Origin of the sequence: Anaerolactibacter massiliensis (assembly GCF_900290205.1) — a bacterium.
Classification (GTDB): domain Bacteria; phylum Bacillota_I; class Bacilli_A; order Erysipelotrichales; family Erysipelotrichaceae; genus Bulleidia; species Bulleidia intestinalis.
Genome location: NZ_OLMH01000002.1, coordinates 678,919 through 702,188, shown reverse-complemented (window position 1 = coordinate 702,188; position 23,270 = coordinate 678,919). Strand labels below are relative to the sequence as shown.

The window sequence follows — 23,270 nt, the reverse complement described above, 5'->3', positions numbered from 1 at the left end:
GCCTATCAGGTGTCTTCGGTTCTAGAATAAAAGTCATGAAATTACTGCGATTAGCCTGCTGTCTCGTGCTGCTGTCGGCCAGCACATCTGTTCCTGTCTCTGCCGAAGAACCTGCATCTCCTCCTGAAACTTCCATCACGGATTACGAAGAAACCAATGCGCCTTCCATCACCAGCACGTACTGCTATCTCATGGATGCCGATACGAACCAGGTTCTGCTGGACCGCAATGGCGAAGAGCGGATGGAACCTGCTTCGATGACGAAGATGATGACTGCGATCCTGACAATTGAGCATCTCGATCTCAATCAGGAAGTCACAATCACCGATGCGATGTGGGATGGCCTCATCGAGGCCAATGCCAGCGTCGCCGGCTTCTGGCCAGGCAATACGGTAACGGTGAAAGACCTGCTGTATGGAATTCTCCTGCCCAGCGGTGCCGATGCCGTGCAGGCAGCTGCGATCACGGTCAGCGGCAGTGTCTCCTCCTTCATCGATCTCATGAATGAGAAAGCTGCAGAACTCGGCATGAATGATACGCACTTTGCCAATGCGACCGGTCTTCATGACAGCGATCATTACAGTACCGCCCATGATATGGCCATCCTGCTGCAGTACTGCATTCAGAACGATACGTTCTGTCAGATTCTCTTAACCCCTTCCTATACGACCGGACCGATTGATGCGTCCGGCACGACGGTAACGCTCTCCTCTTCTGTCTGGTCCATGGTCAACAATGGCGAAAACAGCTATTCCATCGATGGCTTCCTCGGCGGGAAGACCGGCTATACGACAGAAGCCGGCAGATGTCTCGCCAGTCATGCCGAAGTCAATGGGATGCATCTGATCCTGGTCACCGGACAGAGCGAAGGAACCGGCCATGTCGCCGATGCGGCCACGCTTTATAACTGGTATGCCCAGAACTACAGCCGCAGAACCATCTTAGAAGCCGGCCAGTCCATCGCCTCGATCCCGGTCGTCTATTCCCTGCCGGAGGCAACCTTAGAAACTTCCGCAGCAGATACCGTGACCATGGATCTTCCGTCAGATGCAGAAGTCTCCATTGTCTCAGATCTTCCGGAAACGATCGAAGCACCCATCAGCGCAGGTCAGCAGCTTGGTACCTACTCTGTGTCAGTGAATGATCAGATTCTCTATACTGCTTCAGCAGTTTCAGATCAGTCCGTATCCAGAAGCACGCTTGCCGTGATCCTGGCCAGGCTGGATGATCTCTGGACGAATCACCGTGTCTTCGCCATAGCCCTGGTTGTTCTGATTCTTCTCTTGATCCGCATCATCCATGTGCAGATCCATAATGCGAGAGTCAGAAAAAAGCGCCGCAATCGGAAACATCGGCGCCACAGCTGAAGCAAGGAATCATGCATGCAGGGAGCAGCCATTCAGCTGCTCCCTTTCTCTGTCATCAGAATACCTGCAGATCTCCGCTGGTCGTCGTGACATCAATCCGGTTGGTTCCCTGGATCAGATGCGTGCGGATTTCCGCATCTCCGGACACCGATGTGAAGTTCACTTCTGCTCCGGAAATACGGGAAGTATCAATCTCATAATCACCGGAAGCAGATTTGATCCTGAGATCCTGAAAATCATTCTTCAGGTTCAGATGTCCATCGCCGCTTGCGGACGTGATCGATCCTTGTTCAAACCCGGGGAATGACAGATCGAGGTCACCTGAAGCAGTCCTGATCGCAAAGCGTTCTGCCTGAGCAAGTTCTCCGTTCAGATCCCCGGAGGCAGACGTAACAGACCATTCCTCTGCCATCGGCTTCTCAAAGTTCAGATCGCCGGAAGCAGTATGAATCGTGACCTTCTGAAGTCCTTTCGGAAAACGCACGATCAGATCTTTATCGGAACCATCGGAGATGCTGAACCCGAAGAACCTGCTGATGATGGTATGTTCCTGGATCGTCAGCTTATTTCCGGAGACATGCTGGTCCATATTGCTGCCGCATTCCACTTCCAGCAGACCGCTGTCCGTTCCGACCAGAACAACATCAGTGCTGGTAACATTGATTTCCAGTTCCGTGATTTCTTTCGGATAATTTTCCGTAGTTTCTGATTCTTCTGATTCCTGCTGAGAGGCAGCCATCACCTGTAGGGAGTTTCGGAGATTCATCGGGCTTCTGCCCTCCTTTTTCCGGATTTCTTCAAGAATTCCGGAAAGATCTCCGATGGAATCGATCACGGTCATGAATGCTTCTGCCTCACTCTGTCCGCTTTCGATGCATTCCTGATACCGGTCCTCGCAATTGGCGAGCAGTTCTTCCTTGAGCTCTTCTACTTCCTTCGAAGAATCAAAGCTGGCAAATAATCCCTCAATATAAACTCTGAGACGATTCATATCATTGTCCTTTCTTGGTCGCTCACTTCTGATCATCCGAGCGGATCAGCTTTTCAATCAGGTTCTGGGCATCTTCCCATTCCTGAATCCCCTGTTCATACCTTGTTTTTCCTGAATCCGTGATCCGGTAATACCGTCTTCTTGCTCCATTGTTTTCATCACCCCAGTAGGATTCAATCAGCCCATCCTGCTCGAGTCTGCGGAAGGCGGTATACAGGGTAGCTTCCTTCAGTTCATACTTTCCCTCTGACAGTTCCCGGATCTTCTTGTTGATTTCATAGCCATAGCTATCATGATCTTTCAGAAACCGGAGAATGATGAGATCAGTATTCCCACGGATCAGATCTGCAGCAATTCCAGCCATCAGCTTCTCCTTCCAGTGTAATCAATCACGCCATGAACCTTTGCCATGTTCTTCTCCCATTCCGTTACCGGCGCATGGTAGATGCGGATTTCTTTCTGGTCTTTCCGCAATGCTTTCTTCTCGGTTTCATTCTTCTTCATACCCTTTACCTCACACCCATAATATATTCTTAGTTACCTCATCTGTCAATGTATCTTAGTTAAAAATATATTGTATTTATCGCTGATGCTTAAATGTCTATCAGAAATCGGCCTGCGGAGAATAGATGATCGTTCCGCAGATAAAAAAACTGCAGTCCTGAAGATTCTGAACTTGCAGAAATGTGTTTCCGCAGAATGCTCTGAAGAAGATTTTATTGTTCTGAAGAGTCAGAATTTCTGCTCAGTCTTTCTGCAGAAATACTGCCATGTTTCCTACGGGAAAATTAACGGAAAAGGCACAGCAGGTCCATGATCCGCCGCCGTTCTCAGAAGGCAGTGCACTGCCAGCATCAGCTCTGAATCGTACTCAATCATGCACGCTGGGATCGTATTTCCAGTCATATTGGGCAGAATTCAGAACTATGCGGCGAAAGAAAAGCGGGCACCGTACTGATGTCCGCTCATTTCTCAATATTACCGGAAGGTTGATATGTTCCCTCTTAAGTAGAGGTGGGTGTCCTTGGTCTTCCATCAGGATTCCCGGGCGCACCGGGCATTCACAACAGGCGTCGCCAGTCAGAACTCCCTTATATCAATGTGTTGGAAAAATATGTGTTCCCTCCGGCAATTAAACTATATCAGATCCCTGTTCTTCATGTATAGTCTTGACAACCGGCAATGATGTGAGAAGAGGGATTCCTGATCCAGGTCTTCTGTAATAGTTTTCAGAAGATTACTGTTTCTTTGAAATCTCGATGCCGAGTACTTTCAGCTGATCGTCATCGACGACATTCGGAGATTCGCTCATCAGATCCAGCGAGCTGTTGGTAGTCGGGAAGGCAACGACATCACGGATATTGTCCGTTCCGAGAATCACCATGCAGAGGCGTTCCAGACCGATGCCGACTCCTCCATGAGGCGGAGTGCCGAACTTGAAGGCATCCAGGAAGAAGCCGAACTTCTGCTTGGCCTGTTCCATCGTGAGGCCGATGGCTTCGAAGACCTTCTCCTGCAGTTCCTGATCGTGGATACGGATGGAACCTGAGAGCAGTTCATAGCCATTGAGCACGAGATCATAGGCACGGGAGCTGACGTGTTCCGGATCCGTGAAGAGCTTGTCGATATCAGACTCTTTCGGAGCAGTGAACGGATGATGTGCCGCAACCCAGCGCTGATCGCTTTCAGACCATTCGAACATCGGAAATTCCGTAACCCACAGGAACTTGAAGACATTATTCTTCACGAGTCCGAGTTCATGGGCAAGCTTCACACGCAGTGCACCGAGAGAGGTTTCTGCAACCCGCGGCTTGTCCGCAACAACCAGGACGAGATCATTGTCCTTGAGGTCCAGTCTGGAAATCACTGCCTGCTTCTCTTCTTCGGAAAGCCCCTTGGCAATGGAACCGGAGAGCACTCCGTTCTCCATCTTCAGGTAAGCGAGCGCATGTGCCTTGAAGCCGGAACGGATGAATTCCTGCAGCTTATCAAGAGCTTTTCGGCTGTACTTGTCAGCTGCGTTTTCAAACTTGATCGCATCGATCTCACCGCCGTTGCTCAGGCAGTCCGCAAAGATATGGAACTGCGTGTCCTTGAACAGATCAGAGAGATCCTGGATCTCATTGCCGAAGCGCAGATCCGGCTTATCGGATCCGAAGCGCTTCATGCATTCATTCCAGGTGATGCGGATGAAGTGGTCTTCGAGTTCCGCATGACGGATATCGCGGAAGATTTCCTTCATCAGATGCTCGACAACTGCGAAGATGTCTTCTTCATCGATGAAACTCATCTCAATATCGATCTGAGTGAATTCCGGCTGACGATCTGCACGCAGATCCTCATCGCGGAAACAGCGAGCAATCTGGAAATACTTCTCCATGCCGCCGATCATCAGCAGCTGCTTGAAGATCTGCGGGGACTGCGGCAGCGCCCAGAAGCGTCCGTTGTAGATTCTGGAAGGAACGAGATAGTCTCTTGCCCCTTCTGGGGTCGAGCGAGCCAGGATCGGAGTTTCCACTTCGACGAAGCCTTCGGAATCCAGGACATTGCGGGCAATCATGCAGATGCGATGGCGCACCATCAGATTATGCTGAAGAGACGGTCTTCTGAGGTCCAGATACCGGTACTTCAGACGGACATCTTCCGAAGCGTCGGTGTCGTCGCTGATTGTGATCGGCGTCGTATTGGCGGTGTTGATGATCTTCACCTTCTCAGCATGGACTTCGATCTCGCCGGTTGCCATCTTCGGATTGGCATCTTTGCGCAGCTGTACGTTTCCCCATACCTGCAGGATGTATTCCGAGCGGACGTCTTTTACCTGCTCAGCCATCGTCTCATCAAAGACGATCTGGCAGATGCCAGAGCGGTCTCTGAGGTCCACGAAGACCAGGCTTCCGAGGTTTCTTCTCTTGCTGACCCAGCCGATCAGCGTGACAGATTTGCCGGCATCTTCTTTTCTGAGAGTGCCGTTTCCACATGTGCGTTCCATTCTGTTATTTCCCTTCTTCCCACTGCTTCAGAGTATCGATCGCCTGATCGAGGCGGACATTCACCTGTTCGCCGCCTGCTTTCTTCAGGTTGACGGTGCCGTTCTGAACTTCTTCTTCGCCCATGATAGCGATGTACTTCGCGCCGCTGCGATCCGCGCTCTTGAACTGCGCCTTGAGGGAACGGCCGACAAGATTTCCTTCGGTGACAAAGCCTGCCGTACGCAGCTGTTCAGCAAACGGCAGCACTGAGGAAGCAGTATTGCCGATGCCGATGACATAGACATCGGTCGTATTCTCATCCGGAAATACATGGCCTTCATCTGCAGCCAGAGACAGCAGACGCTCCATGCCGATCGCAAAGCCGATGCCGGACATCTCGGGTCCGCCGAAGTATTCGATCAGATGGTCATAGCGGCCGCCGGCGAAGATCGTCGACTGGGCGCCGGCATCCGGACGGACGGATTTGACTTCGAAGACCGTATGCGTGTAGTAGTCCAGGCCTCTTACCAGGCGGTCGTCAACTTCATACGGAATGCCAAGCGCATCCAGCGAAGCAAGCACTTCCTGGAAGTACTGTCTCGAGGCTTCGTTGAGATAGTCGCTGAGCCGCGGAGCACCTTTGAGAATCGGGCTTTCGGCATCCACCTTGCAGTCGAGAATTCTCAGCGGATTCTGTTCCAGGCGGCGGTGGCAATCGCTGCAGAGCTCATTGATATGCGGCGTAAAGTATTCCTTCAGAGCAGCCCGGTAGGCAGCTCTTGACTCATCATCGCCGAGTGTATTGATGCATACCTTCACAGAACGGATGCCGAGGGCTTTGACAATGTCAATGCCAAGGGCAATGCACTCCGCATCGAGCTGCGGAGAACGGACACCCAAGGCTTCGACGCCGAACTGCGTGAATTGTCTCTGTCTGCCCTTCTGCGGACGCTCATGGCGAAACATCGGGCCCATGTAATAGAACTTGGCCGGCATTTCCATCGAGCCGTAGAGCTTGTGCTGATCGAAGGCGCGGATGACGCCTGCCGTTCCTTCTGGTCTCAGGGTATAGCTTTCGTCGCCGCTGCCGAAGCTGTACATCTCCTTATTGACCATATCGGAGCTGTCGTTTTTGCGGGCAAAGACGGAGGTAGATTCGAAATAAGGCGTGCGAATCTCATGGTAGCGGTACAGACGGCATTTCTCGCGGATCAGGGCTTCGGCTTCATGCCAGCGGCTGATCTCATCAGGCAGAATGTCATACGTGCCTCTTGGAGTCTGATAATTCATGAATGGATCCTCCTTACAGAAAAATAAAAGCGTCCTTCAGATGAGGACGCTGGATTGCGCGGTACCACCTCGATTCATGAACCGGAAGGTTCATGCACTCATTGGTCCTTAACGCGGAATACGGAGCTCCTTACTGAGTTCGGGAGTCTTCTCGGAAGTGTCGTTTTCCTGTTTCGGGAACCATTCCTTTCACCAGCCGGAATGTCTCTGCCAGTCCTTCTTCAGGAAATTTCTTCGTCTAGGAATTTGTACGACTGCATTATACATGCGCAGATCGGGTTGGGCAAGCGTTTCTAGTGCACCGCCCGCTCGACGGAAATCACGCTTTCCACCTTGCGCAGATTTGCGATCAATGTGGTGAGCTGGGCAAGATTATGAACCTGGATCTTCAGCTTGATGAGGGTCATCAAGGTTTCCTGGTTGGCATCCGCACTGACCTTGATCAATGGTGCTCTTGATTGCGAGACAGCTGTCACGATATCCGTCAGCAGGAAGCTGCGGTCATGGACAGAAATCGTCAGATCGCTGTCATAGACACGATCCGGATTCTCCTCGTCCCATTCGACATGCATGATGCGGGCTTTTTCCGAGGCGACATTCGGACAGTCGGCCCGATGGACTTTGACGCCCTCGCCTTTGGTCACGAAGCCGACAATGTCATCGCCATATACCGGCAGACAGCACTGGGCAATCGAAAGCTTCATGGCTTCGATGCCAGGAATGATGATGCCGGTACGAGTCTGGACGTGCTGCTTGCGGGAAGGTTCCCGGGAGAGCAGCTTCTGCATGGACTCGTTGTCATTCAGCGAGCGCTTCTGGTTTGTCAGCTTCTCGCAGACAGAGGTCGGATTGATCGTCTTGACAGCTAAGCCGTACATCAGATCGGTATAGGTCTGGGCAGAGAACTGGTTCGAGATATTCTCGAGCTTCTTCTTGTCCATCCAGTCTTTCGGATCGAAGCCGCGCTTGCGCAGTTCATCGCTGAGCACTTTCTCGCCGGCATCGATCAGCTGCTCGCGCTTTTCGGTTTCCTTCTTGGCGAAGTAGGCTTTGATCTTCTGCTTAGCCTGATTCGTCTTGACGAATTTCAGCCAGTCTTCGGAAGGGCCGGTGCCCTTCATCGTCTTGATCTGAACGACATCGCCCGTATGCAGCTCGGTATTCAGCGGCACCATCGCATCATTGACGATCGCACCGACGGCGGTATGGCCGACATCGGTATGGATGCGGTAGGCAAAATCAATCGGGGTGGCGCCATTCGGAAGGTCAATGACCCTGCCCTTCGGCGTCATGACATAGACGTTTGCCTCAAAGACATCCTTCTGCAGGGTGGCCATGTATTCCGAAGCAGATTCGTTCTCGTTCTCACCGGTGAATACGGCGAAGTCGCGGAACCAGGAGAGCTTGTCTTCAATCTCTTTCTGCTCGGTCTTCGGATCGTATCTGGAGCCTTCCTTGTAGCGCCAGTGTGCGGCAACGCCTCGTTCAGCGATGGCATCCATCTCTTCGGTACGGATCTGCACCTCGAAGATCTTGCCTTCATCACCGATGATCGTCGTATGCAGGGACTGGTACATGTTCGTCTTCGGAACGGCGATATAATCCTTCAGCCTGCCCGGGATCGGCCGGTACTTTGCATGAATGTATCCGAGGATCTCATAGCAGTTGAGCTCAGTCTTCGTGACAATGCGGATCGCCAATAGATCGAGGATCTCATCGAAGCGCTTGTTGCGGACGACCATCTTGTGATAGATGGAGTACAGATGCTTGGAGCGGCCGAAGATGCGGAATTCCAGCCCATGTTCTTTCAGCATGGCCGAAATCTCGGCAATCATCTTCTGCACAGACGCATCGCGTTCGGTCTTCTTGGCCTCAACGAGATGCGCGATGCGGTAGTATTCTTCGCGGTTCAGGTAATAGAAGGAAAGATCTTCGAGTTCGTTCTTGATGGAACTGATACCAAGCCGGTGGGCAATCGGCGCATAGACGTCGAGCGTTTCTGCGGCAATGCGCTGCTGGCTGGCTTCCGGCTGATATTCCAGCGTCCGCATATTATGGAGACGGTCGGCGAGCTTGATCAGGATGACGCGGACATCCTTGGCCATCGCAATGAAGATCTTGCGGTGATTGGCTGCCTGGTATTCCGGATCATCTTTGCCTTTGTATTCGAGGGTTCCGACTTTCGTGACGGCTTCCACGAGATCTGCGATCTCCGGATCGAATTCGGCGGCCAGTTCTTCTTTCGAGACGCCGGTATCTTCAATCGTATCGTGCAGAAAGCCTGCGGCAATGGTCTTCGGTCCGCATTTCAGCGTGGCCAGGATGTAGGCTACATTATTCAGATGAACGGTATAAGGTTCGCCGCTGCGCCGGAACTGGCCAGCATGGTGTTCTGCCGCATAGTTTGCCGCATGCTGGATCAGCGCCAGATTCTCCGGTTTATGAATATACTTCCCCGCTTCCTCCAGCACGTCGCTGACGCCTGCATTCTTGACTTCTGCCATTGACCCGCACCCCCTTTCTTTACAAAAAACCGAAGAGAAGAGCTCTTCGATTTTTCAGTGCATTCTTAAAAGCCAGATCAGTGATCGGAGAGATTCATGATGCGGAAGACATCATAATCCTTCAGTGTTTCTCTGCCAGGCAGACCATCCAGTTCGATGACGAATGCGCAGCCCGCAACAACGCCGCCCATCTGTTCTACCATCTGAGCAGTTGCTTTCGCAGTTCCGCCCGTAGCCAGTAAGTCGTCGATGATGACGACACGCTGTCCCGGCTTGATGCTGTCCTTGTTCATGAACAGCTCATTGGAACCATACTCCAGATCATACTTGCAGGAAATGGTCTCGCGCGGAAGCTTGCCCGGCTTGCGGACAACTGCGAATCCGACTCCCAGGCTGATCGCAACCGGGCAGCCGAAAATGAATCCGCGGCTTTCCGGACCGGCAATCATATCCGCATTCACGCTTTTTGCATAATCAGTCAGCTGACGTACTGCCTCCTGGAATGCCGGACCGTTTTCCAGAATCGGGGTTACGTCGCGAAACAGGATTCCCTTGGTCGGGAAATCAGGAATGCTGGCAATGTAGTCTTTCAGATCAATGGCCATGAATGTGTATCTCTCCTCCCTCATGTGAATATCGTTATTATACAACTTTCCGGTCTATGTCAAACAGGCGTTACTCAATGGCTTCCAGGTCCATCTGCACCCGGACCAGACTGCGCCAGCGATTGATCGAGAGCGGTCCTGCCGCAAAGACCGGAGACTCCGGAGCCGGAATCCCCTTCCGCGTGTACAGCACCCCGTCAAACCCGGTGCTGTCATTGCCGAACGAATACTTCACGACCTTCGGGCTGCGGAACACATGCTCAGTCACAGGCCGCTGAATCGCAAAGACGGCAGGAACCATCTCCTTGGGATACGGAGACAGAAGCTTCAGATCCGCGACATGATCCAGCGTGATCAGATCCGATGGAATCAGCACTGCTTCCGGAACCGGTTCTTCATAGATGAACGAAGTCTCCTTCATCTTCTCCTTCACATGCCGGCAGAATGGTTCATACTGTTCTTCCGGAATCGAAAGCCCGACGGCCATCGCATGACCCCCGAAGGCAGAAAGCTCGCTGAAGTCCGAGAAGAAGTCGTACAGATTGAAGCCGGCAACGCTGCGGCCGCTGCCCTTATAGAGATTGCCGCTTCTTGCCAGGATGACCGTCGGGTGATGCGTTTCCTGGGCGATTCTCCCCGCCACCAAGCCGCAGATACCTTCTTCAAACGACTCATCAAAGATCAGCTGGAAGTCTTCTTCATCCACCATCTTTTCTGCTTTCAGGCTCATCGAACGGGAACGGTTTCTGCGTTCTTCGTTGACCTGATTGAGCTGAGCAGCATAACGCAGGATCGTGTCCGGATTCCTGCTCAGCAGGAATGGCACGAGCGTATTCACATTCGAGATGTCATTCATCCTTCCGACACTGTTAAGCTTCGGGATGATCTGGAAGGAAAGCGAAGTCTCATCAAAGACAGAGCCCTCCCGAAGCAGTGCGGATGCCGAAGGCAGCGCATTCTGATTCAATAAGCGCATCCCTGCTTTCACGATCCGCCTCGTCTCTTTCCATAGCGGCATCACATCTGCAATTGCCGCAATTGCGGCAAGACAGGTATGCGGCGCATAGTCGCCGATCAGCGTCCTGGAAATCTGCAGGGCTACCCCGGCTCCGGAAAGCGTTGTATAGTCCGGCTCCATGTAATCCGGATGGACGACAATCTCTGCCGGTACGGGATCCTGGATTTCATGGTGATCGGTGACGATGATGGATAATCCGAGTTTCTTTGCCTTGGCGATCGCATCAAATGCCCTAACGCCGTTATCGACGGTCAGGATCAGCGTATAGCCCTTCTTCGCCGCAGCTTCCACTGTCGAGGCAGATAGGCCGTAGCCCTCCTTGAAGCGGTTGGGAATGTAGTAGCCATTGGCGATGCCTAGTTTGTCGAGCGTATCTTTCATGATCGCAGTGCTGCAGATGCCGTCGGCATCATAATCACCGCCGATGAATACTTTCTCGCCGGCTTTCTTTGCGGCAAGGATTCTGGCAGCAGCTTTCTGCACGCAGATCGCCGAAGAGACCGTCGGCGTATCAGAGCCATGCAGCAGTTCTTCAATCTGTTCTTCTGAAAGCGAAGAAGAAGCGATCAGCGCTGCAACTAATGGCGAAGTCGGAAAGCGTTTTGTGATGGAAGCGAGATCCGGGGTGTGAAGGTTATAATTCATCCTTGGCCATCCTCGCAAATACATCGCCGCGCTCTTCAAAGTTCCTGAAATGATCATAGGAACTTGCGGCAGGAGACAGCAGGCAGATATGATGCGGGCGGGTTGCCGTTCTGGCAATTACCATTGCGGAAGAAAGATCGTCAGTCAGCACCATATTGTCCGTCAGTCTGCCCTGTTCCTTCAGTTCTTCATAAATGCGCTTTCCGGTCGCATACATGAAGATGATATGAAGATCTTTCCGGGAAGCGAGATAGTCTTCCAGTTCCTGATATTCAATGCCGCGGTCCATTCCGCCGACAAGAACCGTATCGGTTTCCGGAAGCGTCTTGAGGGCCTGGATGCACGACTGGCCGATCGTCGAGATCGAGTCGTTCACATAGCGGATGCCATGAAATTCTCCGAGGTCCTCCAGCCGGTGATGCAGAGGCTGGAAATTTGCAGCCGCATGGAGGAACTGGCTGTCCGAGATGCCATAGCGAAGCCCGATCTCATAGGCCACCGCCAGATTCAGATAGTTATGCGAACCGATCAGACGGCAGTCGTTCACATCGATCTCATGTCCCGGGACAATGAGATGATTGCCTTCTGCCCGGATGTCTTTTCCGATCAGAATGGCATCCGCAACTTCCCTGCAGTACGGGAGATTCTGATTCAGGATCGTGAGATCGCCTTTCTGCTGGTGGCGGAAGATATTTGCCTTCGCGGCCCCGTAGCGTTCCAGGGTTCCATAGTGATCGAGATGTTCTTCAAACAGATTCAGATAGACTGCCGCATGCGGGCTGTACGGGCAGAATTCCAGCTGGTGGCAGGAAAGTTCAAATGCAGCGAGATCCCCTTCCTGCATGTCCGGAATCACGTCGAAGCATGCTTTTCCGATATTGCCGACGAGATGCGTCCGGTACTTCTCAGATAATACTGCATGGACGAGGCTGGTCGTCGTGGACTTGCCTTTCGTGCCGGTGACGCCGATTACCTGATTGCGGTAATGCTTCAGAAACAGCTGGGCTTCGCCGGACAGATGTTCTTTCGGAAATCCTTCCGGAATGAGGATGCCCGGGGATTTCAGAATCAGATCATACTCAGAGAAATCCACGGCAGCGTCTGAAAGGACTTCCGTATCTGACGTTTCCTTCCTGATCTTTTCCAGACGGTCTTCGTTTCCGGAATCTGCAATCATCAGCTTCTGATCGGGAAGCAGGGACCGGATGAAAGCATAGGAAGACTTTCCTTCCATGCCATAGCCCCAGATCAGGACTTTCTTTCCTTCGAATTCAGCTTTCCAGGATTCTAATTCCATATGCGTTGTGCCTCATTGAGTTTTTCATGAATCAGTTCTGCATACTCTGCCGGCACCTGATTCTCACGGTTCCACATCTGATAGTCCAGCGTGCGATTGCGGAAAGAGTCATAGTAGGATGTGCCCTTGTAATATTCGTAAAGCTTCGGCAGCGGCGTGCCGGAAGCCTCGTGATGGCGGATCGACATCGCGATCGCCACATTGACTTCTTCTCTTGTTCCGACGCATTCAAACGGCTTGTCATCGAGAATGCCGGTGAGCTGCTCGAAGAGATCCTGCATCGTTTCATCATTCAGCATGTCCGCATGGAAGATGTTCAGCAGGTCTTCGTCTTTCAGGAACGCACTCAGCATGATGCAGACGAACAGGCACTTCGCGCAGTGCCCGCACCATTTTTCTTCTTTCTGCCCGACATTGCACGAGCGGAACACGGAATGGTACTGCTTCAGGGTTGCGAAGATGCTCGTGATCTGCAGTTCGGACAGCGGTCTCAGCAGACTGAAGTAGTGCACCTGATCCGTGACATACCTGGAAAGATACCGGGTAAAATTCTGCTCGAACTCAAACGTCTTCGAGTACTGATGGTTGACTTTCGAGCCATGGATCGTCGACTCATTGGCACTTGCCTCATTCGAGAGGCAGACATACTTCCGACCGTAGATCACTGCCGTCAGACAGCTGGCAAATGCGGCCAGTGCGGAGAATGGCGTATGGCCATTCAGATAGCCCTGCTTGTTGAATTCCAGCATGCGCGGATCCAGCGAACGTTCCGCCTGGATCAGATGCACACCGGTATAACCAGCTGCTTCGGCAGAGTGGATCGCCGAAGGAACCTGGCCGATGACGAACGCATCGTTATCTGCCTTCATGCCCTTCAGAAGCTCCAGGCTCACGAACGAATCCTTGCCTCCGCCAACCGGGATCAGATTGCCGTGATAGGTTCTTGGATCCTCTTCGCCGATGGCCCGTTCGCCGATGGCCGTTAGATCCATGAAATTCTCCTCGGTCAGATCAATGTGATTGCGGTAGAAGAATTCTCCGAGTCCGCAGTAATACAGATGCTTCCACCAGGCAATCTGCTTCTGATCGAGGAAGCCGCATTCCACGATCACCTGATGGCTGCAGGTCAGCTTCCAGTAGGAGATGAGCTCGATCATGCCGAGCGAGAAAGCCATCTCTCTTACTACCCTGAGATTGCCGGCATTCACGGAGCCTTCCGGCTTCTTCAGCGTGAACTCCGGATTGAAATGACTCAGTCCTTCGATTTCAAAATCAAAATGCACCTGCAGTTCCGTATCGCTCTCGATGATTGCAAAATCATGGTAGCAGAATACCGGATACTTCCCCTTCAGATCTTTCCATTCCATAAAACACTCCCCGCTGCGCTTCGAAAATTATATAGTTCTTTCCTGCGGCAGGCAATTCCCCTGCCTGCTCTGTTTCAGAAGATCAATCACCTGAGAAAGATCGCTGCACTGAAACTCCATAGCTTCCTTCATCTCTTCATCCGGAACGATCGTATCCGGAATGAAGCACCGGTGCATGCCTGCCCGCATGGCCGCCAGGATACCCTGCTTGGAATCTTCCAGAACCAGGCAGTGTTCCGGCGATACAGAAACAGCTTCAGCCCCTTTCAGGAAAATCTCCGGGTCCGGTTTGGCATGAGACACCTGATTGCCGCCGATCAGCGCATCATAGGAAATCGGCTTCGACACCGTTGACAGCAGCGCCTTCACATAGTCCTCAGAGCTGCTGGAACAGATGGCAATTTGATACTTATGAGTTTCCAGATAGGAAACCAGTTCCAGCAGCCCCTTCTTGTTCAGGCAGTCTTTCTGGATATGACCCCAGAACGACAGATCGAAGCGGCGCTGGTAGATTTCCGGAAGATGTTCTTCCAGACCCGGAATCGAGCGCATATACGCATCGCTGTCATTTCTGGAAGCACCGGTGATCTTCAGAAAGAAGTCCGGCGGCAGCTTCACGCCGTATCGGTCCATGAGATTCTTCCACATCAGCTGGGAGACAATCTCCGTCTCGAACATCAGTCCGTCGCAATCAAATAGTACTGCCTGGATCTCCATAAACTCTGTCCTTTCTCAAAAACAGACAGCAGATTCTTCCGCTGTCCGTTGGATTCCTTATGCGTTGATTCCCTTGATCGTGTACTCGTCAAGCTTTTCTTTCTGTTCTTTCTTCGGCTTGCGGTTCTTCGGCTTATGATGCGTGCGGATGTAATACCAGACATCCGGAGCCAGGAACAGGGAAGAGAACGTTCCGGCGATCATGCCGATGAACATGGCAAACGTGAAGGTGAAGATCGAATCCGATCCGAAGATCAGAAGGAAGATGACCGGAAGCAGCGTCGTCAAGGAGCTGTAGACCGACATGCTCAGCGTCGAATCCAGAGACGTATCGATGACCCTGCGGTAGTCTTCCGGCTTCATATTGTTCTTCTCGCTCTTCATATTCTCGCGGACCCGGTCGAAGACGACGATCGAGTTATTGATCGAATAGCCGATGATCGTCAGGAGCACCGAGATAACTTCCGTATTCACTTCAAGCCGGAAGATCGCAAACACGGCCAGCGTGATCAGGACATCGTGAATCAGGGCGACCAGACATCCGATTGCGTAGTCCCATTCATAGCGGAACGCAATGTATGCAAGCATGGCGATCCAAGCGACGATCGTCAGAATGAAGGCATTGCGCACGAGTTCTCTGCCGACGACCGGAGTGACGACGTTGTCGCCAGGCTCTTCGCCGTACAGATCCTTGAACGCACTCTTGATCGATTCCAGATCCTCGGTGCTGAGAGAATCCTTCGTCGTCGCATAAACGGTCGTATCGCCTGCTTCCTGGTAGCTGAAGTTCGTATAGCCGAGGCTTTCCATCTCGGTCTGCACATCGCTGATCGTGACTGCCGATTCGCTCGTGATGGTCAGCTTCGTACCGGAAGAGAAGTCGATGCCGAGGTTCATGAAGCCATTGCCTTTTGCCGTGTTGACGATGCCGAAGACCAGAGCAACCGCAAGAATTGCAAGTGCCGTACGGATTTCATACTTGGCAAAGCTGAGATAATCCACGCCATGGAAGCGTCCGAAGTAGAACTGTTCCTGACCCTTCGTGATGTCCGGAATCTGATTCTTCTTCACGCCGAATGCCTGCGGCTTGTCGTCAAGGACACCGCTGTTCACCACGAGGTTCAATAAGAATCTCGACAGAGCTACGTTGACGATCAGAGTCATGAACACGGTCACGATGAGCATCGTCGCAAATCCCTTGACGGCGCCATTGCCCCAGATATACATGATGAGACCGGCAAGCAGCGTCGTGAACTGCGCATCGAAGATTGCCGAGAAGGAAAGCTTCTGGCCTTCTGCAACCGAAGCACGTACGGAACGTCCCTTCCAGAGTTCCTGGCGGATGCGTTCATAGTTGATGATATTCGCATCTACGGTCATGCCGACGCCGAGCACCAGTGCGCCGATGCCAGGCAGCGTGAAGACTGCCCCCATCAGAGCATATACTCCGAATACTGTCCAGAGATAAGCCACCAGCATGATCGAAGCGATGACGCCCGGAATGCGGTAGTTCCAGATCATGAAGATGATGACCGCAATGACGCCGATCAGTCCGGCAAATGCGGTTCTGGACAGGGCATCCTGGCCATATTCGGCACTGACCACGTTGGAGCTGATTTCCGTCAGCTTCACCGGCAGTGAGCCGGAGTTGATCAGATTGGCAAGCGTGGTAGCTTCCGTAGCGGTGAAGTTTCCTTCGATGATGCAGTCGCCGCTGATCGTGCTGTTGACGCTCGCAGCGCTGATGTACTTCGGCTCTTCTCCCTGGGCTGCTTTGGCAGCTTCGGTCTTGTAATCATCGCCATCTTCATAATCAAGCCAGATGACCATGATGTTGTCGCCGCTGCTCATCTTTGAGACGGTGCTCGTGATTTCGGCAAACTTTGATTCATCCGCGATCTTCAATGAGACGACCGGCTTGCCATCCTGATAGGCAAGTGATGCGCCGCCCTCCTGGATGATGGAAGAATCCGCCAGCAGGTTGTTATTCACATCACGGAATGTCAGATTGGCAGTCGTGCCGATCATCTCACGGGCACTTTCCTGATCTGCAACACCCGCCAGCTGAACCCGGATCCGGTTGTCTCCCTCTACGGTGATGACCGGTTCCGAGACCCCGAGCACATTGACACGCTTCTGAATGCTGTTGGTGACTGCGGTCATATCGACCGTTCCGCCATCTTCCAGCGGCGTGACTTCGTACAGGATCTCAAATCCTCCGACCAGATCCAGACCGAGATTCAGATGTTCCCGGATCACGCCGAAAGTACTGCCGATCAGCACGGCAATGACTGCCAGGACCGCCCAGAACCCGGCCAGACCTTTCTTTTTCTTCTTTGATTCCATGACTACTTTCCTCCAATTACATCTGCGAAGTCAGACAGCTTTCCGCGTCTTCCTTCAAACAGTGCCTTCCTTGACATATAATGCACGATATCATCAGCAGTGACTCTCAGGATCTGATCAGCCGCGTCATGAAGCGAAGAAGGAAGCTTGTCCTTCCAGAGCTTCTCACTGACATATTCTTCCAGGCATCCATAGGTCAAGGTCGGCAGGACTTCCCTCTGAAGCTGCTGCAGCTTGACTACCAGGATCATCTGTACCTGCGTATTATTGATATCAAACTGCTCACTTTTCATGAAATGTCCTATCTCCCTGTGCAACCTGTATATTATACCGGAAAAGCACCGTTTGGTAGAAATAATTGAAACCGCCCGCTCAGAACACTCAGAACCGCATGCCGCACACAAAGACCCCGAAAAAAGCCGGACCTCAAAATGAGATCCAGCATCCGTTCAGAGATCCTGCAGCACGCCATTCTTCAGAAGCACCCGATGATCACTGAGCTTGGATACTTCATTGGAATGCGTTACTGCGATAATCGTCTTTCCGTATTTCTCGCTGAGCATCTGGAACAGCTTGATGATTTCCTGTTCTGTTTCCGTATCCAGGTTTCCAGTCGGCTCATCGGCGAAGATCAGATCCACGTTTGCGGCAATGGCTCTGGCAATTGCGATACGCTGCTGCTCGCCGCCGGAGAGATGCGTCACCAGACGATCTGCCTTCGTATTGGCAATGCCAACCATGTTCAGCAAGGCATATGCCATGTCTTTATGGTTCCCCGGAATATCATTATCCGTCTCCGTCATCGCTACCAGGATATTCTCAAGACCCGTGAGATACGTAATCAGGTTATAGGACTGAAAAACCACCCCGATCTTGTTTCGGCGGTACTGGTAGAGTCCCATCTGATCGATGTCTTCATCCTGATAGTACACATGCCCGCTTTCCTGCTTATCCAGGCCAGCCATAATTGATAGCAGAGTGGTCTTTCCGGATCCGGAAGGACCAAGAATCGTATAGAACGTTCCTTCTTCAAAGCTGTAGGAGAGGTGTTTCAGAATCTCACGCTTATAGCCGCCGTCAATGTAGCCATAGCAGAGATCTTCCAGTTTCAGTATCGCTGACATAAATACCTCCTCAGTTCTGTTCCAGCAGAATCTGTTTCGGATTGAGGCGCATGATCATGAAGGAAGGAATGATGATGGCAATCAACACCACACCCGTTCCAAGCATATAGATCTTTCCGATCAGAAGCGGCGATACCGACACATGATACTGGGACAGCAGATCTTCCTGCGTTACTTCCGTGAAGTAGTCGACATCCCCGCTGAAATAGTAGCCCATATCATCGTCATCACTTGCATACTGCGCATCATTTGCCGTCTGATAGCTGAGCACCCTGTCCCCCACTTTCCCGGCAAGCAGGGATCCCGAAACCGACGCAAGTGCAAAGCCCACGATCGCAATCAGGAACAATTCTGCAAACAACTGCAGCACTACCTTAAATTTCGATACGCCCATCGAAAGCAGCACGCCGATCTCAAATTCCCGTGTCTTCAGTGTCAGTGCAGTCACCAGGGTGATGATCACCACCGCATTGACCACGACAATCCATACCACGATGTCCGAGAAGAAACTCAGTGTATCCAGCGGTCTGGACAATTTCCTGAACTGTTCATTGTTCGCATTGAGCAGCGTATAGGAGGTCAGAGCACCGCTATGATCTTCCACAAACTGATCCACATGCAAAGGATCATCCAGCAGATAGACCACAGAAGTAGGCGTCTCTTCAAACGAGGACAGAACTTCCTCCAGGGTCGTATCTTCAAAGTACTCCGGATGAATCCGATAGACCGTGGAGACATATTGTTTTATGTATTCGGTATAAGCATTCATCGGAATAAGAATGATATTCTTCGGCGACTCATACGGATACATCCACTGATAATATTCGGAAGAAGGATCCACATCATTTGCCGTGGTATAGATTCCGGCAATCTCCAGTTCCATATCCAGGTCTTCTTGTGCTGCCCCATTTGCCAGAGCATCACGTTTCGTATCATCATCCAGTGTGGAAACAGAAATCGTATCCCCGACATGAAGCGCATTCTGATCGGCCAGTTCCTGCGTGATGACAGCGACGTTCTTCGCGTCATCGATATCACTCTGCGTGAACATGGAACCGGAAACGATCTGGAACGTCCCTTCCGCAAACTCAATCAGATTCGGATACTTGATGGCATAGATCATGAGATTCGGATTCCGGTATGTAACCTCATTGCCATTCTCATCGGTATAAGTCGTCATATCGGAGCGATTTTCTTCATTGCCGACCGGCACATTATCAAACCCATTGCTGTAGGCAATCGAGGTGGCCATGTAATTGAATGCAGTTACCCGCTCATCCTTGGCAAATTCCTGGGCAGCAGCAGGATCAATCTGCGGGTAGTTCTCATAGGCCGCATTGATCTCATCCTGATCCGTGAGCGTATTGATATAGCTGTAATAGCCATCGTAATCCACCTCATAGCTCACTGCTGCCCGCATCGACTTCCGGGTCAATGTCTTGGCATTGTCTGCAGCCTCAGAGATTCCAAGTCCCAGAATCACCAGATTGCCGATCAGAAAAAACGTAATCATCAGAAGAATGGTTTTGGCAGGTCTGCGCCGGACATAGGCCCAGGCACGTTTCAGTGCATTCATAAAGCCCCCTTCTCTATTGTGGATGGTGTTCAACTGCCATGGATGCTGGCATGTTTCCGGATGCTCTGAAATTGCCAGTCAGAGATCCGGAAATGACGGCTTGTTCGCTTTCAGTATAAAAAAGAACCGTCATTCCTGCAATGAGGCTGACGGTTCTCTCTTCGCTCAGAGATGAGAATAATGGCTTAATGATGCGGTTTCAGAAATAATCCTTCAGAAATTCCTAAGAATGCATGGATCAGTTCAGGCCAACCCATAGACCTGCAAGCATGAACAGGAATGCGGCCAGCCAGAACAGATGGACGACCTGACGTTCGCCCATGCCCTTGATCACAAAGGCATAGTGAATCGGCGTATACGGGAATACTTTCTTATGACGGAGCTTCACGCTGGAAATCTGGATGATGACGCAGAGCGTCTCAATCACGAAGACGCCGCCGATCACGATCAAGGCCAGTTCTTTCTTCGTGACCATGGCCAATGCGGCAAGCACTGCGCCTAAGGCAAGACTGCCGGTGTCGCCCATGAAGATTCTGGCCGGCTTCACATTGTAGTGAAGATAGCCAAGCAGTGCGCCTTCCAGTGCGCAGATGAACGTAGCCAGCGTGAACTTCGACTGCTGCAGGCAGAAAACCAGGAACGGAATCAGAGAGAATACCATGCAGCCAGCAGCCAGACCATCCATGCCATCGGTCAGATTGACGGCGTTGGATGCACCTGCAAACATGAACAGAATCAGCAGACCATAGAATCCGCCGAGCACCCAGGCATGATCCGTGAACGGAATATGGACCGCAAGGTCCGCGTTATTCCGGTAGATCACGTAGAACACGATGGCCATGAAGATCTGCATGCCGAATTTCTGCCATGGCTTGAGGCCGTCGTTGTTTTGCTTGACGACAATCAGGAAGTCATCGATGAAGCCGATCAGACCATACATCAGAAAGGTCATGAACACGATCGTATTCTCCAGTGCAAATGCCCCTTTCGGATCGAATAGAATCGTCACGAGAATCGGAATCACGATGAACAGCACGCCGCCCATGATCGGCGTCTTTGCTTTTTCCTTATATTCTTCCAGACTGTATTCGCTCACAGTCTGGTTGAAACTGAGCTTTTTCAGATAATCGATCCAGTGCGGCATCAGGATCAGCACGGCTGCCAGGCTGATTGCCCAAGCCAGAAGAAGTTTCAGTGCTATCATCGTTTTCCCCTTATCTTATCTGCAGATATCGCTGTTAAAACGGGACCATTATAACTCCCGGAATCAGCCGAACTCAACTTCTATTTCGGTACCCTTGGTCACAGTCGTGCCGGCAGCGATATTCTGGCTCGTCACAACGCCTTCGCCTTTCAGGCGGAAGCCGAACTGAGTGACCTGCCAGAGGGCCGTGACGTCTTTTCTTGTCCAGCCGGTCAGGTCAGGCATCGTGAAGCTGTTCGTATCGGTGACTAAGAACACGCGTTCGCCATTGCTGAGTGATTCGCCTTCTTCCGGATACTGAGCAATCACGGAATCGCCATTGCCTAGCGTATACAGCGTGATATCCAGTCCGTTCAGCTTCTCATCTGCATAGCTCAGAGAATGGTTGACGAGATTCGGCATCGTCCCGGATACGAGAACCGCATCGCCGTCTCCGGCAGAAGATTCAGAAGAGCTGCCTGCGGAGGTATTGCTTGCAAAGCCAAGTTCAATGGCCGTTCTGCTGAGCAGGTTCTTCACGGCATCGGTCTTGTAATGGGCATCATGGTTGTATGGTGCTTCAAAGCAATAGTAGACAAGGACCTGCGGATTGTCTGCAGGCATGGCGCTCATCAGAGAAGCAATCGTATAGCCGGACAGGTAGTTTCCGTTGGAAGCGACCTGCGTGGTTCCGGTCTTGCCGATGATTTCTGTTTCATCGATCTTATAATGTTTTGCCGTGCCGTACGTATCGTTATTGACAACCTGATACAGCAGGGCCTGCATCTGCTTAGCGGTGTCTTCGGTGATCGGGGTTCCGGTGACTTTCGTGGATGCCTGGTAGAGAACCTTGTTGCTGTCATAGCCATCGCGGATGGATTCGATGTAATACGGCCGCTTCATTGTGCCGTCGCCGAAGATGGCGCTGTATGCCTGCAGCATCTGCAGCATGGTCACGGTAGAGCCCTGGCCGTAGGAAAGCGAGATCTTGTCGCCTGGCCATGTAAACTGCAGATAGCCGGATTCTTCCGGCATGCCATCGGAGCGGACCGGCTGGAAGAAGCCGAACTTCTTCTCGTATTCCAGCAGGATATCCGGCGTGATCAGCGAGGTTTCAATGGTTGCGGCAGCGACGTTGCTGGACAGCATCAGGCCCTGGTCATAGGTGATCCAGCCCCAGTTATTGCCGGAAGCGTTCGTGATGACAAAGTCCTTATGATAGTCAACCCGGTATGGGTTCCGGTTTTCATCCCAGTCGTAATAGAACGGTCCGGAATACAGCGTATCTTCGCCATTGTAGACGCCTTCATTGATAGCTGCCGACCAGGTGATGCCTTTGAGCGTAGAGCCTGGTTCGTACGGAAGCTGAGAGCCGTAGTTGTTGTAATCGGTGATATCGAGCGTATTCGGGTCAAAGGATGGATACTGGCCCCAGGCAAGGATCTTCCCGGTGGAGATTTCCATGACGGCGCCCCAGATGCGGATCGCCCCGAATGTATCTTCCGTCATCTGGAACGAATCTTCCAGGGCCTGCTGAATGGAGACATTCAGAGTTGTATAGACATCATTGCCATTGACGGCAGCCTGGGTATCTTCTTTCATGCCCGGCAGAATATAACCGTTCTTATCTGCCTGATACGTGCGATAGCCATCGGTTCCGGTGAGGTAGGAGTTCAGGTAGAGCTCTGCTCCCATCTTGCCGACGACGGATCCGTTTTCATCAGACTGCGCAAAGCCGATCAGATTCGAGGCAAACTGGCCGAGCGGATAAACCCGCTTGATGGAATTCGTGAATTCGATGCCAGGCAGGTTCAATGCTTCGATTTCATCCTTCACGGATTCGGAGAGATTTCTGCCCGCCGTTCCGAGTTCGGTCTGATAGACGTCCTGATTCAGGTAATTCAGGCACGTATCGTAATCGATCTTCAGAATCTTCGAAAGCTGTTCTGCCGTTCCTTCCTTGTCCTGAACATAGCTGATCGTATCGCCGACCGACGGACGGCTGGAATCGAGGATGCAGATGATGTTGTAGGTGCGGCTGTCCTCGGCAATCACGGTGCCGTCAGAAGCATAGATATTGCCGCGCATGGCTTTGGTGACCTCGGTGCGCAGATTATCCGAATCAGCATAAGCGGAAAGATCCGTGCCGGAGCGGAGATGTTTTTTCTCGATAGCAACGAAAAAAACATCGGCTGCGAGCAGAATCATCACAGCCAATGCCAGCAGAAATATGCTTCGCACCGCCCGATCTCCGCGGTTTTTTTTCATTCG

18 protein-coding genes and 1 other annotated feature are annotated in these 23,270 nt (G+C 51.9%); of the genes, 1 reads left to right on the top strand and 17 read right to left on the bottom strand.

Annotation, left to right across the window (positions count from 1 at the left end; genetic code table 11):
• Window positions 1-35 precede the first annotated feature (35 nt).
• The gene (locus tag C7E00_RS06865) at window positions 36-1,367 is read left to right on the top strand and encodes a D-alanyl-D-alanine carboxypeptidase family protein (protein WP_167836506.1); all 1,332 of its coding nucleotides are present in this window, start codon (window positions 36-38) and stop codon (window positions 1,365-1,367) included.
• A gap of 55 nt (window positions 1,368-1,422) precedes the next feature.
• On the opposite strand, the gene C7E00_RS06860 is transcribed toward C7E00_RS06865, so the two are convergent.
• From C7E00_RS06860 to C7E00_RS06780, 17 genes are all read right to left on the bottom strand, one after another.
• Window positions 1,423-2,358 carry a DUF4097 family beta strand repeat-containing protein gene (locus tag C7E00_RS06860; RefSeq protein ID WP_167836505.1) on the bottom strand — a complete coding sequence of 312 codons (936 nt, stop codon included), beginning with the start codon at window positions 2,356-2,358 and terminating at the stop codon, window positions 1,423-1,425.
• A gap of 22 nt (window positions 2,359-2,380) precedes the next feature.
• A complete protein-coding gene (locus tag C7E00_RS06855) occupies window positions 2,381-2,722 on the bottom strand; it encodes a PadR family transcriptional regulator (protein WP_105303587.1) in 342 nt (113 codons plus the stop codon).
• Entirely contained in the window at window positions 2,722-2,862 is a 141-nt protein-coding gene (locus tag C7E00_RS16180; RefSeq protein ID WP_167836504.1) for a hypothetical protein, read from the bottom strand. The genes C7E00_RS06855 and C7E00_RS16180 overlap by 1 nt, the downstream gene beginning before the upstream one ends.
• A gap of 733 nt (window positions 2,863-3,595) precedes the next feature.
• Window positions 3,596-5,347, bottom strand: coding sequence for an aspartate--tRNA ligase (aspS, locus tag C7E00_RS06845; protein WP_105303585.1), 1,752 nt, complete (start codon window positions 5,345-5,347; stop codon window positions 3,596-3,598).
• Between the two features lie 4 nt (window positions 5,348-5,351).
• Window positions 5,352-6,617, bottom strand: coding sequence for a histidine--tRNA ligase (gene hisS / locus C7E00_RS06840; RefSeq protein ID WP_105303584.1), 1,266 nt, complete (start codon window positions 6,615-6,617; stop codon window positions 5,352-5,354).
• A 39-nt stretch (window positions 6,618-6,656) separates the two neighbouring features.
• Window positions 6,657-6,867, bottom strand: a binding site (T-box leader).
• 43 nt (window positions 6,868-6,910) lie between these two features.
• Window positions 6,911-9,121 carry a RelA/SpoT family protein gene (locus tag C7E00_RS06835; RefSeq protein ID WP_105303583.1) on the bottom strand — a complete coding sequence of 737 codons (2,211 nt, stop codon included), beginning with the start codon at window positions 9,119-9,121 and terminating at the stop codon, window positions 6,911-6,913.
• A gap of 77 nt (window positions 9,122-9,198) precedes the next feature.
• Entirely contained in the window at window positions 9,199-9,720 is a 522-nt protein-coding gene (locus C7E00_RS06830; RefSeq protein WP_167836617.1) for an adenine phosphoribosyltransferase, read from the bottom strand.
• A gap of 76 nt (window positions 9,721-9,796) precedes the next feature.
• Window positions 9,797-11,389, bottom strand: a complete 1,593-nt coding sequence (locus C7E00_RS06825) for a single-stranded-DNA-specific exonuclease RecJ (protein WP_167836503.1) — start codon at window positions 11,387-11,389, stop codon at window positions 9,797-9,799.
• Entirely contained in the window at window positions 11,379-12,686 is a 1,308-nt protein-coding gene (gene murD / locus C7E00_RS06820; protein WP_105303580.1) for a UDP-N-acetylmuramoyl-L-alanine--D-glutamate ligase, read from the bottom strand. Before murD ends, C7E00_RS06825 begins: the two co-directional genes overlap by 11 nt.
• Complete coding sequence (locus tag C7E00_RS06815; protein ID WP_105303579.1) at window positions 12,677-14,053, bottom strand: MurL-like N-terminal domain-containing; 1,377 nt, start codon at window positions 14,051-14,053, stop codon at window positions 12,677-12,679. The genes murD and C7E00_RS06815 overlap by 10 nt, the downstream gene beginning before the upstream one ends.
• 27 nt (window positions 14,054-14,080) lie before the next feature.
• Window positions 14,081-14,770 carry an HAD family hydrolase gene (locus C7E00_RS06810; RefSeq protein WP_105303578.1) on the bottom strand — a complete coding sequence of 230 codons (690 nt, stop codon included), beginning with the start codon at window positions 14,768-14,770 and terminating at the stop codon, window positions 14,081-14,083.
• 57 nt (window positions 14,771-14,827) lie between these two features.
• Window positions 14,828-17,116 (bottom strand): protein translocase subunit SecD, encoded by a 2,289-nt coding sequence (secD, locus tag C7E00_RS06805; RefSeq protein WP_105303577.1) that lies wholly within the window; start codon window positions 17,114-17,116, stop codon window positions 14,828-14,830.
• Between the two features lie 2 nt (window positions 17,117-17,118).
• Window positions 17,119-17,409 carry a post-transcriptional regulator gene (locus C7E00_RS06800; RefSeq protein WP_105303576.1) on the bottom strand — a complete coding sequence of 97 codons (291 nt, stop codon included), beginning with the start codon at window positions 17,407-17,409 and terminating at the stop codon, window positions 17,119-17,121.
• 156 nt (window positions 17,410-17,565) lie between these two features.
• The gene (locus tag C7E00_RS06795) at window positions 17,566-18,240 is read right to left on the bottom strand and encodes an ABC transporter ATP-binding protein (RefSeq protein WP_105303575.1); all 675 of its coding nucleotides are present in this window, start codon (window positions 18,238-18,240) and stop codon (window positions 17,566-17,568) included.
• A gap of 10 nt (window positions 18,241-18,250) precedes the next feature.
• Complete coding sequence (locus tag C7E00_RS06790; protein WP_105303574.1) at window positions 18,251-19,816, bottom strand: ABC transporter permease; 1,566 nt, start codon at window positions 19,814-19,816, stop codon at window positions 18,251-18,253.
• Between the two features lie 238 nt (window positions 19,817-20,054).
• Window positions 20,055-21,020 (bottom strand): phospho-N-acetylmuramoyl-pentapeptide-transferase, encoded by a 966-nt coding sequence (gene mraY, locus C7E00_RS06785; protein ID WP_239928540.1) that lies wholly within the window; start codon window positions 21,018-21,020, stop codon window positions 20,055-20,057.
• 63 nt (window positions 21,021-21,083) lie between these two features.
• A complete protein-coding gene (locus C7E00_RS06780) occupies window positions 21,084-23,267 on the bottom strand; it encodes a penicillin-binding protein (protein ID WP_105303573.1) in 2,184 nt (727 codons plus the stop codon).
• Window positions 23,268-23,270 lie beyond the last annotated feature (3 nt).

Coding starts and splice junctions, on each gene's coding strand:
- hisS (WP_105303584.1), bottom strand. CDS start 6,617: ATGAATTATCAGACTCCAAGAGGCACGTATGACATTCTGCCTGATGAG.
- C7E00_RS06795 (WP_105303575.1), bottom strand. CDS start 18,240: ATGTCAGCGATACTGAAACTGGAAGATCTCTGCTATGGCTACATTGAC.
- C7E00_RS06790 (WP_105303574.1), bottom strand. CDS start 19,816: ATGAATGCACTGAAACGTGCCTGGGCCTATGTCCGGCGCAGACCTGCC.
- aspS (WP_105303585.1), bottom strand. CDS start 5,347: ATGGAACGCACATGTGGAAACGGCACTCTCAGAAAAGAAGATGCCGGC.
- C7E00_RS06800 (WP_105303576.1), bottom strand. CDS start 17,409: ATGAAAAGTGAGCAGTTTGATATCAATAATACGCAGGTACAGATGATC.
- secD (WP_105303577.1), bottom strand. CDS start 17,116: ATGGAATCAAAGAAGAAAAAGAAAGGTCTGGCCGGGTTCTGGGCGGTC.
- mraY (WP_239928540.1), bottom strand. CDS start 21,020: ATGATAGCACTGAAACTTCTTCTGGCTTGGGCAATCAGCCTGGCAGCC.
- C7E00_RS06825 (WP_167836503.1), bottom strand. CDS start 11,389: ATGAATTATAACCTTCACACCCCGGATCTCGCTTCCATCACAAAACGC.
- C7E00_RS06780 (WP_105303573.1), bottom strand. CDS start 23,267: ATGAAAAAAAACCGCGGAGATCGGGCGGTGCGAAGCATATTTCTGCTG.
- C7E00_RS06835 (WP_105303583.1), bottom strand. CDS start 9,121: ATGGCAGAAGTCAAGAATGCAGGCGTCAGCGACGTGCTGGAGGAAGCG.
- C7E00_RS06860 (WP_167836505.1), bottom strand. CDS start 2,358: ATGAATCGTCTCAGAGTTTATATTGAGGGATTATTTGCCAGCTTTGAT.
- C7E00_RS06855 (WP_105303587.1), bottom strand. CDS start 2,722: ATGGCTGGAATTGCTGCAGATCTGATCCGTGGGAATACTGATCTCATC.
- C7E00_RS06865 (WP_167836506.1), top strand. CDS start 36: ATGAAATTACTGCGATTAGCCTGCTGTCTCGTGCTGCTGTCGGCCAGC.
- C7E00_RS16180 (WP_167836504.1), bottom strand. CDS start 2,862: ATGAAGAAGAATGAAACCGAGAAGAAAGCATTGCGGAAAGACCAGAAA.
- murD (WP_105303580.1), bottom strand. CDS start 12,686: ATGGAATTAGAATCCTGGAAAGCTGAATTCGAAGGAAAGAAAGTCCTG.
- C7E00_RS06810 (WP_105303578.1), bottom strand. CDS start 14,770: ATGGAGATCCAGGCAGTACTATTTGATTGCGACGGACTGATGTTCGAG.
- C7E00_RS06815 (WP_105303579.1), bottom strand. CDS start 14,053: ATGGAATGGAAAGATCTGAAGGGGAAGTATCCGGTATTCTGCTACCAT.